The organism is Cellulosimicrobium sp. CpK407 (assembly GCF_051844275.1).
Lineage (GTDB): Bacteria > Actinomycetota > Actinomycetes > Actinomycetales > Cellulomonadaceae > Cellulosimicrobium > Cellulosimicrobium cellulans_G.
The window spans coordinates 18,911-33,502 of the sequence record NZ_JBGNYC010000018.1 but is presented as its reverse complement, the minus strand read 5'-3'; the positions used below and the strand labels follow the sequence as shown (position 1 = coordinate 33,502).

The 14,592-nt window shown below is 74.1% G+C and carries 11 protein-coding genes and 2 tRNA genes; 2 read left to right on the top strand and 11 right to left on the bottom strand.

Going from position 1 to position 14,592, the window contains the following annotated elements; translation table 11 throughout:
* Nucleotides 1–71 precede the first annotated feature (71 nt).
* The 7 genes from ABWU78_RS10025 to ABWU78_RS09995 all read right to left on the bottom strand — a co-directional run bounded on the left by ABWU78_RS10025 (nucleotide 72) and on the right by ABWU78_RS09995 (nucleotide 7,838).
* Nucleotides 72–995: an ATP-grasp domain-containing protein gene (locus tag ABWU78_RS10025; RefSeq protein WP_253051174.1), complete on the bottom strand. Its 924-nt coding sequence runs from the start codon at nucleotides 993–995 to the stop codon at nucleotides 72–74.
* A 95-nt stretch (nucleotides 996–1,090) separates the two neighbouring features.
* Entirely contained in the window at nucleotides 1,091–2,671 is a 1,581-nt protein-coding gene (locus ABWU78_RS10020; RefSeq protein WP_439158241.1) for a dihydrolipoyl dehydrogenase family protein, read from the bottom strand.
* A 64-nt stretch (nucleotides 2,672–2,735) separates the two neighbouring features.
* Nucleotides 2,736–3,302, bottom strand: a complete 567-nt coding sequence (locus ABWU78_RS10015) for an AAA family ATPase (RefSeq protein WP_439158240.1) — start codon at nucleotides 3,300–3,302, stop codon at nucleotides 2,736–2,738.
* Between the two features lie 168 nt (nucleotides 3,303–3,470).
* A complete protein-coding gene (locus ABWU78_RS10010; RefSeq protein WP_439158239.1) occupies nucleotides 3,471–5,117 on the bottom strand; it encodes a solute symporter family protein in 1,647 nt (548 codons plus the stop codon).
* Nucleotides 5,114–5,464 (bottom strand): DUF485 domain-containing protein, encoded by a 351-nt coding sequence (locus ABWU78_RS10005; RefSeq protein ID WP_439158238.1) that lies wholly within the window; start codon nucleotides 5,462–5,464, stop codon nucleotides 5,114–5,116. Before ABWU78_RS10005 ends, ABWU78_RS10010 begins: the two co-directional genes overlap by 4 nt.
* 186 nt (nucleotides 5,465–5,650) lie before the next feature.
* Nucleotides 5,651–6,466 carry a tRNA (guanosine(46)-N7)-methyltransferase TrmB gene (trmB, locus tag ABWU78_RS10000; protein WP_439158237.1) on the bottom strand — a complete coding sequence of 272 codons (816 nt, stop codon included), beginning with the start codon at nucleotides 6,464–6,466 and terminating at the stop codon, nucleotides 5,651–5,653.
* Between the two features lie 61 nt (nucleotides 6,467–6,527).
* Entirely contained in the window at nucleotides 6,528–7,838 is a 1,311-nt protein-coding gene (locus ABWU78_RS09995; RefSeq protein ID WP_353708049.1) for a TrpB-like pyridoxal phosphate-dependent enzyme, read from the bottom strand.
* Between the two features lie 351 nt (nucleotides 7,839–8,189).
* Here ABWU78_RS09995 and ABWU78_RS09990 point away from each other — a divergent pair, with 351 nt between their 5' ends.
* Nucleotides 8,190–8,951, top strand: coding sequence for an SDR family NAD(P)-dependent oxidoreductase (locus tag ABWU78_RS09990; protein WP_253051168.1), 762 nt, complete (start codon nucleotides 8,190–8,192; stop codon nucleotides 8,949–8,951).
* A 121-nt stretch (nucleotides 8,952–9,072) separates the two neighbouring features.
* Here the strand turns inward: ABWU78_RS09990 and ABWU78_RS09985 are convergent, their stop codons facing one another.
* From ABWU78_RS09985 to ABWU78_RS09970, 4 genes are all read right to left on the bottom strand, one after another.
* Nucleotides 9,073–12,879: a metallophosphoesterase gene (locus tag ABWU78_RS09985; RefSeq protein ID WP_439158236.1), complete on the bottom strand. Its 3,807-nt coding sequence runs from the start codon at nucleotides 12,877–12,879 to the stop codon at nucleotides 9,073–9,075.
* Between the two features lie 295 nt (nucleotides 12,880–13,174).
* A tRNA-Lys gene (locus ABWU78_RS09980) sits at nucleotides 13,175–13,247 on the bottom strand.
* Between the two features lie 122 nt (nucleotides 13,248–13,369).
* Nucleotides 13,370–13,445: transfer RNA gene (locus ABWU78_RS09975), tRNA-Lys, on the bottom strand.
* Nucleotides 13,446–13,561: 116 nt separating this feature from the next.
* Nucleotides 13,562–13,942: a GroES family chaperonin gene (locus tag ABWU78_RS09970; protein ID WP_439158235.1), complete on the bottom strand. Its 381-nt coding sequence runs from the start codon at nucleotides 13,940–13,942 to the stop codon at nucleotides 13,562–13,564.
* Between the two features lie 74 nt (nucleotides 13,943–14,016).
* Between ABWU78_RS09970 and bcp the strand changes: the two genes are divergently transcribed.
* Nucleotides 14,017–14,493: a thioredoxin-dependent thiol peroxidase gene (gene bcp, locus ABWU78_RS09965; protein WP_439158234.1), complete on the top strand. Its 477-nt coding sequence runs from the start codon at nucleotides 14,017–14,019 to the stop codon at nucleotides 14,491–14,493.
* Nucleotides 14,494–14,592: the final 99 nt, after the last annotated feature.

Genomic DNA, 14,592 nt, shown 5'->3' with positions numbered 1-14,592 from the left:
GTCGCGGGCCGGCCGACCGCCGGTCCGTGACGAAGCGCGCGACGCCGGTGCGGCGGCGTCCCTGTGCAGCGTCAGTGCGCGACGCGCGCGGTGATCGCGTCGGCGAACCGGTCGAGCGACCCCGGCGCGAGGGCGAGGAAGAGCGACGGCTCGGTGAGCTCGAGCTCGATGACGACGACGCCGCCGTCGTTGCCCGTCACGACGTCGACGCGCGCGTACAGGAAGCTCGCCACGTCCCCGCCACCGACGGCGTCGGCGGCCACCGCGAGCGCCCGGCGCGCGACGTCGAGCTGCTCCTCGGTCGCGGTGAACGGGCTCATCTCCTCCTGCTGGTACAGGCCGCGGGTCGGGCGGTGCGGCCCGGTGAGGAGCGCGTTCTTGCGCACGGCGTGGGAGAACTCGCCGTCGACGAAGACGAGGCCCGTCTCGCCCGCGGTGTCGACGCTCGTCACGTACGGCTGCACCATGACCTCGCGCCCCGAGACCAGCAGGTTCTTCGCGTGCTGGATCGCGAGCCCGCGCGAGTGCGCCTCACCCGCCTGGTAGCGGCCCGTGTCCTTGGCCCCGGCGCTGACGACCGGCTTGATGACGAAGTCGCCCTGCGCGGGCAGGCGCGTGTGGATCGCACGCGAGGAGAGGTTGCGCGCGGGGTCGAGCCACAGCGTCGGGATCACGGGGATGCCCGCGCCCTCCAGCTCGCGCAGGTAGCCCTTGTCGGTGTTCCAGCGCAGCACGGCCTCCGCGTTGAGGATGCGCGGGACGCGCGCCGCCCACGCGACGAACTCGTCGCGCCGGGCCGAGTAGTCCCACGTCGAGCGCACGACGACGGCGTCGAACGCGGCCCAGTCGACGTCCGGGTCGTCCCAGACGGCGGGCTGCGCGGCGACGCCACGGGCGTCGAGCGCGCGCACGAGCGGTGCGTCGTCGGGGTCCAGGTGCGGCAGGACGGAGCACGTCGCGAGGGCGACGCGCGGGGCTGAGGTCTCGGTCGTCACGCCCCGAGCCTAGGGGACGGGACCGCCGCGCGGGCGCCCGCACCTCGTGACGCGCCCACCCCGGGCGGCGCGCGCACGCCGCCGCGTGCGCGCGCCTACAGCCCGTACTCCTCGAGGAAGCGCAGCCAGACCTCGCTCACCGTCGGGTACGACGGGACGGCGTGCCACAGCCGACGCAGCGGGACCTCGCCCACGACGGCGATCGTCGCGGCGTGCAGCATCTCCGCCGCGTCGGGGCCGACGAAGGTGGCGCCGACCACGACCTCGCGCGCGGCGTCGACCACGAGCTGGGCGCTGCCGGCGTAGTCCTCGGCGCGCACGGCGGCGCCGGAGACGTTCGCGAGGTCGTACCGCACGACCCGCACGTCGATCCCGGCCTCGCGGGCGGACGCCTCGGTGTGCCCGACGGCCGCGACCTCGGGGCGCGTGAAGACGACCTGCGGGGACGCGACGCCGTCGGCCGTCGCCGCGAACCGCGACCACGGCTCGGGCGCGGCGCCGACTGCAGGTGCGCGCTCCCCCGCGGTCGGCGCCCCGTCGGCGTCCGGGTCGCCGAAGCGCGCGGCGACGACGTCGCCCACGACCCGGCCCTGGTACTTGCCCTGGTGGGTCGTCGCGACCCGGCCCGTGACGTCGCCCGCGGCGTACAGCCAGCCGTCGGCGTCCTCGGGGCCACTCCGCACCACCCCCTGGACGAGCATCGTGTCGTCGACGTCGAGCGCGCGTCCCGGGGTGAGGCCGACGCTGTCGACGCCGAGGTCCTGCGTCCGGGGGGCGCGACCGGTGGCGACGAGCACGCGCTCCGCCGTCACGGGCGACACGTCCGGCGCCTCGCCGGCGTCGTCCCCACCCCGGCGCGACCCGACGGACGAGAGAGTGAGGCGCGCCCCGCCGTCGGGCAGCGCCTCGACCGACTCGGTGGCGACGCCGAGGCGCACGTCCACGCCCAGCTCGCGCAGCGACGCCGCGACCGCCTCGCCCGCCCACGGCTCGGTCCGGCCCAGCAGCCCCCCGCGCGAGAGGACCGTGACGCGCGCGCCGAGGTCGGCGAACGCGACGGCCATCTCCGCCGCGACCACTCCGCCGCCCACGATCGCGAGCGACGCGGGGACGTCCTCGACCGCCGTCGCCTCACGGCTCGTCCAGGGGTTCGCGTCGGCGAGGCCGGGCACGTCCGGGAGCACGGGGACGCCCCCGGTCGCGACGATCACCGCGTGCCGGGCCGCGAGCCGCCGCGTCCGCGGGAGGTCGTCCGGGTCGGCGTCGGGCTCCTCGGCCACGACCTCCACGAGGCGCGGTCCGACGATCCGTCCCAGCCCGCGCACGAGCGCGATCCCCGCGCCCTCGACCCAGGAGACCTGGCCGCCGTCGTCCCAGTCCGCGACCATCGCGTCGCGGCGCGCGAGGACCGCGGGGACGTCGAGCGCGTCGTCCACGCCCACCCCCGGCACGCCCCGCGCCTCGGCGCGCGCCGCGCCGGGCCGCAGGAGCGTCTTGGAGGGGATGCACGCCCAGTAGGAGCACTCGCCCCCCACCAGCTCGGCCTCGACGAGCGCGACGCTCAGGCCCGTGCGCCCGGCGCGGTCGGCGGCGTTCTCCCCGACGGGCCCGCCGCCGATCACGATCACGTCGTAGGTCTCGTCGGGCGCGGTCTCCTGCTGCGGGTCGCTCGTCATGGGCCCATCCTCACGCGGCGTCGCGCTCATCGCCCAGCGGGAGGTCGGCGGGCTCGGCGGCGGGTCAGGCGACGCGCGCCTCGTCGAGCCGGTCGAGGACCTGCCGCACCGTCTCGGCGACGGACCGTCCCGTGGTGTCGAGGTGCAGGCCGCCCGGCGTGGCCCGGGCCGCCGCGGCGAACTCGTCCGGTGTCCACTCCCCGTACGCCTGCTTGTGCCGTGCGGCGTCGCGCGCGGCGAGGGTCGCGGCGTCCGGGGTGAGCACTACGGCGTAGCACGGCCGGGTGCGGACGCGCGCCGTGAACCGCTCGAGGTCGGGCCCGAGCAGGATGTCCTGGACGACCGCGACCACTCCCGCCGCGGCGTAGGCGTCCGCCGCCTGCGCCGCGAGCACCTGCCGCAGGTCGAGCTGGGCGCGCGCCGCGGCCGAGAGGGGTGGCGCCATCGACGCCTGCCCGCTCACCACGAACCGGCGGAACATGTCGCCGCGCACGTGCGCGGCGAGGGGGAACGTCCGGGCGAGCGCGTCGGCGACCGTCGACTTGCCCGAGGCCATCGCCCCTGTGACGACGAGGACAGGCGCCGGGATCCCCGCGGGGGCGACCGCGTCGGGTGGGATCGGAGAGGTCATGGCGCGACCGTACGTCGCGGGCCGGGCCCGCGGCGACGGGATTGCGGCGCGACGTGACGTCGGTGCGGCGGGACGGGCGGCGCGCGCGTCGACCGGTCCACCGGACGCGGGACGCCCCCGGTCCGGTCGGACCGGGGGCGTCCTCGCGCGGAGGGCAGGAGCGTCCCGCTAGTGCACGACCGCCTTCTCGGCGCCCGCGCCCGTGAGCGAGCGGACCTCCATCTCGGCGAACTTCTCCGGGTGCGGCTTCTCCTTGCTGAGCAGCGTCCCGACGATCCCGAGCAGGAACGCGAGCGGGATGGAGATGATGCCCGGGTTGCTCAGCGGGAAGATCGCGAAGTCGATGTCGGTGTTCTTGATCATCGACAGGCTCGCGCCCGTCATCGGGTCGACCTTGCCGGACACGACGGGCGAGAACGCGATGAGCACGATGCACGAGACGAGCCCGCCGTACATGCTCCACAGCGCCCCGGACGTGTTGAACCGCTTCCAGAACAGCGAGTAGAGGATGGTCGGCAGGTTCGCGCTCGCCGCGACCGCGAACGCGAGCGCCACGAGGAACGCCACGTTCTGGCCCTGCGCGAAGATGCCGCCGAGGATCGCGAGGATCCCGATGACGACGACGGTGATCCGCGCGACCTTGACCTCGCCGTCGGGCTTCACCTCGCCCCGCTTGATGACGTTGGCGTAGATGTCGTGGGCGAAGCTCGCCGCCGCCGTGATCGTCAGGCCCGCCACGACGGCGAGGATCGTCGCGAACGCGACGGCGGAGATGAACCCGAGCAGGATCTCGCCACCGAGCGCGAACGCGAGCAGCGGTGCCGCCGAGTTCACGCCGCCTGGTGCGGCGCTGATGGTCTCCGGCCCCACGAGCGCCCCGGCGCCGTACCCGAGCACGAGCGTGAACAGGTAGAAGATGCCGATGAGCCAGATCGCCCAGACGACCGAGCGGCGGGCCTCCTTGGCCGACGGCACGGTGTAGAACCGCATGAGCACGTGCGGCAGGCCGGCGGTCCCGAGCACGAGGGCCAGGGCGAGCGAGAGGAAGTCGAGCTTCGTCGTACCGGTCGCGCCGTACTGCTTGCCCGGCTCGATGAGCGCCTCGCCGCCCGGACCGGCCTTGTCGATCGCGCCCTGGAGCAGGTCGGACAGGTTGAAGCCGAACTTCGCGAGGACCCACACCGTCATGACGGCGGCGCCCGCGATGAGCAGCACGGCCTTGATGATCTGGACCCACGTGGTGCCCTTCATGCCGCCGACCAGCACGTAGAGGATCATCAGCGCACCCACGACCGCGACCACGACGCTCTGGCCGGCCGTGGTGTCGATGCCGAGCAGCAGCGCGACGAGCCCGCCCGCGCCGGCCATCTGGGCGAGCAGGTAGAAGAACACGACGGCCAGGGTCGCCAGCGCCGCCGCCATCCGCACGGGCCGCTGCTTGAGCCGGAACGACAGCACGTCGGCCATCGTGAACTTGCCCGTGTTGCGCAGCAGCTCGGCCACGAGCAGGAGCGCGACGAGCCACGCCACGAGGAAGCCGATCGAGTAGAGGAACCCGTCGTACCCGTTGATCGCGATGGCGCCGCAGATCCCGAGGAAGCTCGCCGCGGAGAGGTAGTCGCCCGCGATGGCCGTGCCGTTCTGCGGGCCGGTGAACGACCGCCCGCCCGCGTAGTAGTCGGCCGCGGACTTGTTCTGCCGCGACGCCCGCAGCACGATCACGAGCGTCACCGCGACGAACACGCCGAAGATCGCGATGTTGACGACCGGGTTGCCGACGTCCGTGGCCTCCGCGGCCAGCACCTGCGCGCTCACAGCTCGTCCTCCTCGATCTCGAGGCGCAGCTCGTCGGCCGCGGCGTCGAACCGCCTGTTGGCCCAGCGCGCGTAGATCATGGTGATCGCGAACGTGGACACGAACTGCCCCAGGCCGAAGAGCAGCCCGACGGTGATGTTCCCCCACACCGTGGTGCTCATGAAGTCGTGCGCGTAGTTCGCGAGCAGGACGTAGGCGAAGTACCACACGAGGAAGAGCGCGGTCATCGGGAAGACGAAGTTCCGGAACCGTCTGCGCAGGTCCTGGAACTCGGGCGAGCGTTGCACGCGCTGGTAGTCGGTCTCGTCGACGGACCCCGGTCCGGGGTCGGCCGTCACGTCGGTCATGACGCCTCCGTTGGCTCATTCCGTGGACTGACAGAGAGCCCGCACCCCGCAGACGGCCACCTGTCGACGCGACCGCACGCGACACTGCGTGCCCGGGGCGACGTTCCACCCCCGGCACAATGTGCCGTAGATCACTTCTGTCCGCAAGAACCTGACGCGGCCGGTCGGCCGACGGGCACCACGGCGTCAGACGCGCGCGTACTCCAGGTCGGTGATGACGCGGCCTGCCGTCTGGCCCTTGCGCTCGAACCCCGTCAGCACGCGCCCCTCGAAGCGCGGCGCCACCCCGCGCGGGCCATGGACGTTGCGCAGCCCCGGCGCGGCGTCGAGCACGTCGAGCATCTGCTCCGCGTACTCCGCCCAGTCCGTGGCGAGCCGCAGCGTGCCGCCCGGCCGCGCGTCGTCGCCCTCGCCCGGAGCCCGCAGCACCCGCTCGGCGAGCGCCGCGAACGACGGCGCCACGAGGCGCCGCTTGTGGTGGCGAGACTTGTGCCACGGGTCCGGGAAGAAGACCCACAGCTCGTCGACGCTCCCCGCGGGCAGCGTCGTGGCCAGCAGCTCGGCCGCGTTCGCCTGGACCAGCCGCACGTTCGTCAGGCCGCGCTGGGACGCGCGCAGCACGGTCTGGGCGAGGCCCGGGGCATACACCTCGACGGCGAGGAAGTCCGTGCCCGGGTCGTTCTCGGCCGCGGCCACCACGGCCTCGCCCTGGCCGGAGCCGATCTCCACCACGAGACGCGCGTCGCGCCCGAACGTGCCCGCGACGTCCAGCACGAACTCCGGGTCGACCGACGTCCGCGCGACGTCCCGCGGCACGTCCACGACGTAGCGGTCCCGGTGGGCGTCCCACGCGCGCTGCTGGCGCGGCGCGAGGCGCCCGCTGCGCCGCACGAACGACACGGGCTGGGTCCGGTAGCGCGGGCGGTCGTCGCCGGCGACCGGGGCCACGGAGGGCGCGCCGGTCACGGGCTCGTCGAGGGTCTCGGGGGTCGGGTCGGGCACCGCACCAGGGTACGGGCGCCCCACGCGAGGACCTACCGCGCGGGGCGCCCGGGGCCGTCCGTCAGACGTACGCCGCGTACGCCGGCAGGTCGAGGACGCCGTTGCCCGACAGCCCGAGCACGATGACCTCCGGCTCCGTCGCGGCGCGCGCGTGCGCGATCGCGGCCGCCACGGCGTGCGTCGACTCGGGCGCCGGGATGATGCCCTCGCTGCGCGCGAAGAGCGTGCCCGCGACGAACGCGTCGTCCTGCTCGACGGCGACCGCGTCCATGAGCCCGAGGTTCACCGCGTGCGACACCATCGGCGACATGCCGTGGTACCGCAGGCCGCCCGCGTGGATCGCCGGCGGGACGAAGTCCTTGCCGAGCGTGTGCATCTTGAGCAGCGGCGTGAGGCCCGCGACGTCGCCGAAGTCGTACCGGTACTCGCCCTGGGTGAGCGACGGGCACGCGGCCGGCTCGCACGCGACGAGCCGCGTCGTCGTGCCCTCGCGCAGGTTGCGGCCCAGGAACGGGAACGTCAGGCCCGCGAGGTTCGACCCGCCGCCCGCGCAGCCGAACACCACGTCCGGCGCGCCCTCGCCCGCCTCGTCGAGCTGGACGAGCGCCTCCTGGCCGATGACGCTCTGGTGCAGCATGACGTGGTTGAGCACGCTCCCGAGCGCGTAGTGCGCCGCGGGGTCCTTCGCGGCCGTCTCGACGGCCTCGCTGATCGCCATGCCCAGGGAGCCGGTCGTCTCCGGGTCCGCGGCGAGCATCGCCCGCCCCGCCTCGGTGAGGTCCGACGGCGACGGGTGGCAGATCCCGCCGTAGACCTCCATCTGCGCCCGGCGGTACGGCTTGGCGTCGAACGACGCGCGCACCTGCCACACCTCGACGTCGAGCCCGAGCAGCGCGCCCGCGAACGACAGCGAGGCGCCCCACTGGCCCGCACCGGTCTCGGTCGTGAGCTTCGTCGTGCCCTCGAGCGCGTTGTAGTACGCCTGCGCGACGGCGGTGTTCGGCTTGTGCGAGCCGACCGGGCTCACGCCCTCGTACTTGTAGTAGATCCGGGCCGGGGTGCCCAGGGCCCGCTCGAGGCGCCGCGCGCGCACGAGCGGCGACGGCCGCCACAGCGCGTAGATCTCGCGGACCGTCTGCGGGATCTCGACGTAGCGCTCCGTCGTCACCTCCTGCTGGACGAGCGCGAGCGGGAACAGCGGCGCGAGGTCGTCGGGCGTGAGGGGCTCGCGCGTGCCGGGGTGCAGGTGCGGGGGCACGGGCTCGGGCAGGTCCGCGGCGAGGTTGTACCAGTGCGTCGGGACGGTCGAGGGCACCTCCGCTCCGGTCGGCTCGAGGGACCGGACGGGGACGGGAGACTGCTGTGTCGTCATTCTGGGGCTCCAGCTCGGGGGTACTCGGGGGTACTCGGGAGGTACAGGCCGCTGGGCCGACGACGCGTGCACCGGGGTCCGCCGAGGCCGCCCACGTCGTCGGGGCACGGCCGGATGAGGTCACCGGCCGTCAGGCGGCCGGCCACCAAGGGGTCACGGACGGGTGCGTCACGAGGCCGACCCTACCCCGCCGCGCGCGGTCCGGACACCGCCGGACGGGCCCGCGGGCGACGGAGGACCACCGGCACCGACCCCGGGACGATCGGCTCTCGCGCGCGCGGGGCGCCGGGCGGTGGGATGGGGCCAGGACGCCGGACGACGGCAGTGCCGGCGCGGACGGAAGGAGCCGTCATGGTCAGCAACCACGTACCGGGGAGGTTCGAGGGCCGCACCGCGATCGTCACCGGCGCGGGCGCCGGGATCGGGCGCGCCACGGTCGAGCGGCTGCTCGCGGAGGGCGCGCGCGTCGTCGCGACGGACGTCCGGGAGGACCGGCTGGACAAGCTCGTCGCGGACGTCGGGACCGACGCCCTCGTGACGGTCGCGGGCGACGTGAGCGCGCAGACCACCGTGGACGCGGTGGTCGCGGCGGCGGACGGCCGCGTGGACGCGCTCGCCAACGTCGCGGGCATCATGGACGGGTTCCTGCCGACGGCCGAGGTCGACGACTCCACGTGGGACCTCGTCCTGGCCGTCAACGTCACGGCCGTCATGCGGCTCACGCGCGCGGTGCTGCCCCTCATGCTCGCCGCGGGCAAGGGCGCGATCGTCAACGTCGGGTCCGAGGCGGGCTCGCGCGCCTCGGCCTCGGGCACCGCGTACGCCACGTCGAAGCACGCGATCGTCGGCTTCACCCAGAGCACGGCGTTCTTCTACACCCCGCAGGGCGTGCGGGCGAACGTCGTCGCGCCGGGCGCCGTCGCGACGAGCATCGAGGCGCCCTTCCGCTCGCAGTACGCCGGCGAGCGGCTCGGACCGGTCATGGCGACGACCGTCCCGCCCGCCGCGAGCGCCGACGAGCTCGCCGCAGCGATCACGTGGCTGCTGTCGGACGACTCGGCCAACGTCTCCGGTGCGGTCCTGCACAGCGACGGGGGCTGGGCCGCCGTCTGACACGGCGGCTCCGGGCCGAGAACGGAGACGTGGCCCCCGAGCGCGAGTGCTCGGGGGCCACGTCTCACCTCTCGCCGCCGCGCGTCACCGGGTCGCCCCGGTCACCCGCGGGGTGCACGGGTCAGCCGCACGACAGCGCGTCGAACGCGACGTCGCCCGCGAACGTGCGGTCGCCTCCGCTCGCGGCCACGTGCGCGCTGCCCGCCGCGACCTGCGCCGAGCGGACCGCGAACGCCTGGTACGCCGACGCGCCCGGCTGCACGTCCGTCACGGTGCGCTCGCCGTACGGCGTGCTCAGCGTGACGTCGACCGGCACGGTGTCGGCGTTGGTCGCGCGGACCGCGACGTACGCCGCGCCCGCCATGCACTGGCTGCGCGCCGTCGTCGAGACGACGAGGCCGTCCTGGGCGGGTGCCGTCGTGAACGTCGTGACCGGCGAGACCGCCGTTCCCCCGCCGGCGCTCGTCGCGGTGACGACCCACGCGTGCAGCGCGCCCGCCTCGAGGCCGTCCCAGGTGACGGTCGCGACCTCGCCCGAGGGCACGGTCGTGCTCCCGATCTCCTCGGCCGGGGCGTAGAGCGCCACGGCATCCGTCACGAGCGTGGTCGTGCGGGTCGTGAGGTCGACCGGCACCGTGAAGTCGTCCTCGAGCCCGTTGTAGCGCTGGCGGTCGTCGTACTCCGTGGCCCCGAAGTTCTCGAGCCACGGCGAGTACGTGTCGACGACGAGCTCGGAGCGGTCGACGTCGAACTGGAGCAGGCGCAGGTAGCTCGACCCGAGCCGCAGGCCCTGGTCGGGCGCGTAGCCGCCGATCTCGGTGAGACCGGCCTCCTCGGCGGTGACCTCGTAGAACTGGTAGTCCGCGAGCAGCTCGACGACGCCGTTGCCGGGCGTGCCGACGTCGCGCTTCACGTTGATGCCCACGCCGTGCTCGTGGCCGGAGAGCACGAGGAAGACGTTCGGGTTCGGCTCGACGACCTTCGAGTACAGCAGGCGCCCGTCCGGGGTGGAGAACGGCGCTCCACGGCCGTCGGGGTTGGTGCTCGGCGCGAGGTAGTCGTGCGCGAGCAGGATCGCGTTGCGGTCGGCGAACTGCTCGAGCACGCCGTCTGCCCAGGCGGCCTCCTCGTCGGTCACGCCGTACGAGAGGTACACGGCGACGAAGTCCAGACCGCCGGCCGTGAACAGGTCGTAGTGGTTCTGGTTGTCGCCCTCGCGCCACGGGCCGCCGTAGGACGCGTCCTGCCAGCCGGCCGACAGCGCCTCGTACCGCTCGGGCCCGTAGTAGGCGTTGTAGAGCGCGCCGGGTCCGTTGTCGGCGCCCGTGAGGTTGTCGTGGTTGCCCGCCAGGACGCCGTTGGGGATGCCCGCGTCGTCGAGCAGCCGCTGCGCGGACGACGAGAACTCGTACTCGCCGCGGACCTGGGCCGCCATCGCGTCGTCCGCCGGCGTGCGCGTGTAGTTCTCGACGATGTCGCCCGTGTGCGCGACGTACTCGATGCCGCGCTCGTCCGCGTTGTCGACGACCCACTGCACGAGGTCGGTGTAGGCCTTCGCCCAGACCGCACGCTCCTCGGCGGTCTCCTGCTCGACGGCACCCTCGGACAGGTACTGCGTGTCGGTGAAGTGGACCATCGAGAAGTCGTACGCGTCGCGGTCCGCGAACGACGTCGGCTCCTCGGTGCCGACGCCGTCGTCGATGTCGTCGGCGAACGGGTCGGTGCCGGTGACGAGGACGTGGACCGTCCCCTGCGTCGCGTGCCGCGCGGACAGCGTGGCCGTCAGGCTCGTCGGCCCCTCGACGGCGCCGCGCGCGGAAGCCAGCGCCTCCCAGGCCGCACCGTCCCAGACGTGGAGCGTCGCGAGGCGCTGCGGGTCGATGACGCCGTCCCACCGGACGGTCTGCCCCGCCACGTCGCCCTCCGCCGGGATCTCGAAGCGCTGGAACGCGACGTCGGCGGCGGGCGCCGCGTCGAGCGTCGCGCCGTCGCCCGGGACGAGCGCGTCGACGTCGGCCGGGCTCTCGCCCTCGACGTGCAGCACGTCGGTGGGCACCGCGGCGGTCTCGCCCTGCGCCGCGGCCACGGGCGAGCGCACGTCGGCGCGCGCGAACGTCGCCGTGACGTCACCGCCGCCAGGGGCGCTCACGCGCGCGCCCAGCTCGACGGAGCCCTCGACGCCGGTCGTGCCGGTCGCGGGGGTCAGGTCGGTCAGGACGTCCGGGACGCCGAGGCTCGTGAAGCCGATCTCGTGCGTGCTCGCGTTGCCGAGCACGTCCGTCGCCGTGACGACGAGGGTGTGCGCCCCGGGCTCGAGGCCCGGGCCGACGAGCGCGCCCGCCTCGACGGCCTCGCCGTCGAGCGTGACGGACGGGCCCTCGAGCACGCCCGACGCGTCCGTGAGCTCGACGGCGAGGCTGGTCGCCGTGGCGAGCTCGGCCCCGGCGGCGGGCGTGCTCGACGCGACGGCGGGGCCCGTGTTGTCGGTCGTGACCGTGCGCCGGGCCGTGGCCCCTGCGGCGGTCGAGGAGGTCAGGACGTGCTCGCCGTCGGCGAGGGCGGCGGTGTCGAGGTCCGCGCGCAGGCCGGGCGCCGGGGCGTCGGCGGCGGGGACGACGTCGAACGTGAGGACGGCCTCGCGCGGCTTGGTCGCGCTCGAGCCGCAGTCGCCGTCACCGAGCGAGTACGACGACGCGACGTCGACCGGGGTCGCGGTGCCGTGGCTCGGCACGAGGCCGATGCCCGAGATCGCGAAGTCGTCCCGGTTGTCGCCGCACGAGGTCGGGTAGGTGCCCGTGACGAACCGGACGGTGTTGCGGCCGGCTCCCAGGTACGCGTTGGGCACGTCGACGCGCACGGTCTCGCTCACGTAGTCGCGGTCGACGAGGTCGATGCGCTGGCCGTTGACGAGCAGGTGGTTGGCGTAACGGGCCTCGATCGAGTTCGAGCCCACGGTGAAGACGAACTGCGACGAGCCGGCGCCGAGGGTCGCAGTGGTGGCGAGCGGCGCGCCGTCGACCTCGATCCCCGTCGGGGCGTCGCCACCGGCGGGCGGGGTCGCGAGGACGGTCCGCGTGCCGTTGAGGAGCTCGCCGTCCGCCGGGGTCAGGGCCGGCGCGCCGGGCGCGGAGTTGTTCACGGTCACGCCGCTCGTCGCGGTCTGGCCCGACGCGGTCGTGGCCGTGAGGGTGTGCGCACCGTTCTCGAGCGTCGTCGTGTCGAGCTCGGCCGCGAGGCCGGTCGTCGCGGCCGGATCCTGGGCGACCGTGAACGTCAGGTCGGCCGTCAGGACGCGGGACGTGTTCGTCCCGCACGAGCCGTCGCCGAACTGGTAGGAGAAGCGGTTGCCGGAGCCGTCGGCGACCTCGCCGAGCAGCTCGAGCGAGACCTCGGTGAGGTCGAAGTCGTCGTAGTTCGAGCCGCACGACGTGGGGACGGCGCCCACGACGAACCGCACCGCGTTCTCCCCCTGGACCAGCAGGTCGTTCGGCACGTCGAGCGCGACGCGCTCGGAGACCATGTCCCGGTCGAGGTCGAGTCGCGTGCCGTTGACGAGCACGTAGCTGCCGTAGCGCTTCTCGATCGAGTTGCTGCCCACGTCGAAGAGGAGGCGCGACGTGGCGGGGGTCGCCGTGGCGCCCCCGAGCGGACGGCCGTCGACCGCCAGCTCGCGGACCGGGTCACCGGCCTGGACGGGCTGCGCCGTGACGGTCACCGTGCCGTCCAGGTACGTCCCGGGCGTCGGGTGGAGCACCGGGATCCCGCTCGGCTCCTCGGCCGCCGCGGCGGCGCGCTGCGTGGGCGCGCGGTCGGCGGCCACGGCCGCCGTCACGGGGAGCGCGGCCCCCACGGCGAGGCTCGCTCCGACCACGGCGGCGAGCCCTCGGCGTCTTCTCCGGGTGCGGGGCGTGTGCACGGGCGTGCGCATCGGTGTGTCCTTTCGTCGTCGACAGGCAAGGGCACGACCGTCCGGCGTCCGCGGCGAGCGCACCCGTACCGGACCATTCCGGGCACGGGTGAACTCTCGGACGAGACGGGACGAACGCGATCCGAACACCGGGAGACGGTCCGGTGCCCGGCACGGTGACGGGACGGGGACAGGGACGGAGGACGGAGCGCCCGGCGGGGAGCGCGCGACGACTCCGGCACCGGCACGGGTGCGGCGGACCCCGGGGACGACGCAGGCCGCCCACCCGGAGGGTGGACGGCCTGGTCAGGAAGGGTGCGCCATCAGGGACTCGAACCCCGAACCCGCTGATTAAGAGTCAGCTGCTCTGCCAATTGAGCTAATGGCGCGCGAGAGGGAACACTACCAGCGGCCACGGGTCGTCCTGCACGAGGGTCCCGCACCCGCCGCCGCCCCGGTCCCTCGACCGGCACGGCTCAGGCCGCCCGCGTGCGGACGGCCCGATCGGTGGTGGTGCGCCATCAGGGACTCGAACCCCGAACCCGCTGATTAAGAGTCAGCTGCTCTGCCAATTGAGCTAATGGCGCGCGAGAGAAAACACTAGCAGCCACGGGCGCGCCGGGAAAATCCGTTCCGCCCGTCCCCGTGTGACGTCGGCGACAGCCTCCGACGGGGCGCGTCGTGGCGACGTCGAGAGGCGCGCCTAGAGGTAGAGGCCCGTCCGGCCGTCCTCCTCGACCTCCTGGGACACGGCGTGCACGTCGCGCTCGCGCAGCAGCACGAGGTCCCGACCCCCGAGCTCGACCTCCGCGCGGTCATCCGGGTCGAACAGGACGCGGTCGCCCACGGCCACCTGGCGCACGTGCTCACCAGCGGCGACGACGACGGCCCACGCCAGGCGCTTCGGGCCCACGGCCGTCGCGGGGATGACGAGGCCCGCCGAGCTCTGGCGCTCGCTCGCGTCGACCTCCGGGTCGACGAGGAGCCGGTCGTGCAGCATCCGGATCGGCAGGTCACGGGCCGCCGGCCGGGCGGAGGACGAACGGGGCGAGGAGGGGGAGGGCGCGGACGTCGTCTTGCTCACAGCCACAACGCTACCGGTGCCGCGACGCCTCACCTACGCTCGAACCCACACCCTGGCCGGACCGAAGGAGATCCATGTCCACGCGCCTCACCGTCGGCGACACCGCTCCCGACTTCACCCTGCCCGCCGCCGACGGCAGCACCGTCACGCTCTCCGACCTGCGCGGCAAGCACGTCGTCGTCTACTTCTACCCGGCCGCCGGCACCCTCGGCTGCACGACCGAGGCGTGCGACTTCCGCGACAGCCTCGCCTCGCTCCAGGGCGCGGGGTACTCGGTCGTCGGCGTCTCCCCCGACCCCGTGGACAAGATCGCGGCGTTCGTCGAGGCCGAGCACCTCACGTTCCCGCTCGTCTCCGACGTCGACAAGACGGTCCTCGAGGCGTACGGCGCGTGGGGCGAGAAGAAGCTCTATGGCAAGACCGTCGTGGGCGTCATCCGCTCGACGGTCGTCGTCGACCCCGACGGCACGGTCGAGCTCGCGCAGTACAACGTCAAGGCGACGGGCCACGTGGCCAAGCTGCGCCGCGACCTGGGCATCGACCCGAAGTAGCCGTCGCGGCGCGAGCGCTGCGTCCCCGCACGAGCGCGGCGTCCTCGGACGCGTCGCCCGACCGGGAGCGCAGCGCTCGCGCCGTAGACTGACCACCGC

Excerpts from the sequence above, each read along its gene's own strand:
- ABWU78_RS10020 (WP_439158241.1), bottom strand. The coding sequence starts at position 2,671 with ATGACGAGCGACCCGCAGCAGGAGACCGCGCCCGACGAGACCTACGAC.
- ABWU78_RS10015 (WP_439158240.1), bottom strand. The coding sequence starts at position 3,302 with ATGACCTCTCCGATCCCACCCGACGCGGTCGCCCCCGCGGGGATCCCG.
- ABWU78_RS10005 (WP_439158238.1), bottom strand. The coding sequence starts at position 5,464 with ATGACCGACGTGACGGCCGACCCCGGACCGGGGTCCGTCGACGAGACC.
- ABWU78_RS09995 (WP_353708049.1), bottom strand. The coding sequence starts at position 7,838 with ATGACGACACAGCAGTCTCCCGTCCCCGTCCGGTCCCTCGAGCCGACC.
- ABWU78_RS09990 (WP_253051168.1), top strand. The coding sequence starts at position 8,190 with ATGGTCAGCAACCACGTACCGGGGAGGTTCGAGGGCCGCACCGCGATC.
- ABWU78_RS09985 (WP_439158236.1), bottom strand. The coding sequence starts at position 12,879 with ATGCGCACGCCCGTGCACACGCCCCGCACCCGGAGAAGACGCCGAGGG.
- bcp (WP_439158234.1), top strand. The coding sequence starts at position 14,017 with ATGTCCACGCGCCTCACCGTCGGCGACACCGCTCCCGACTTCACCCTG.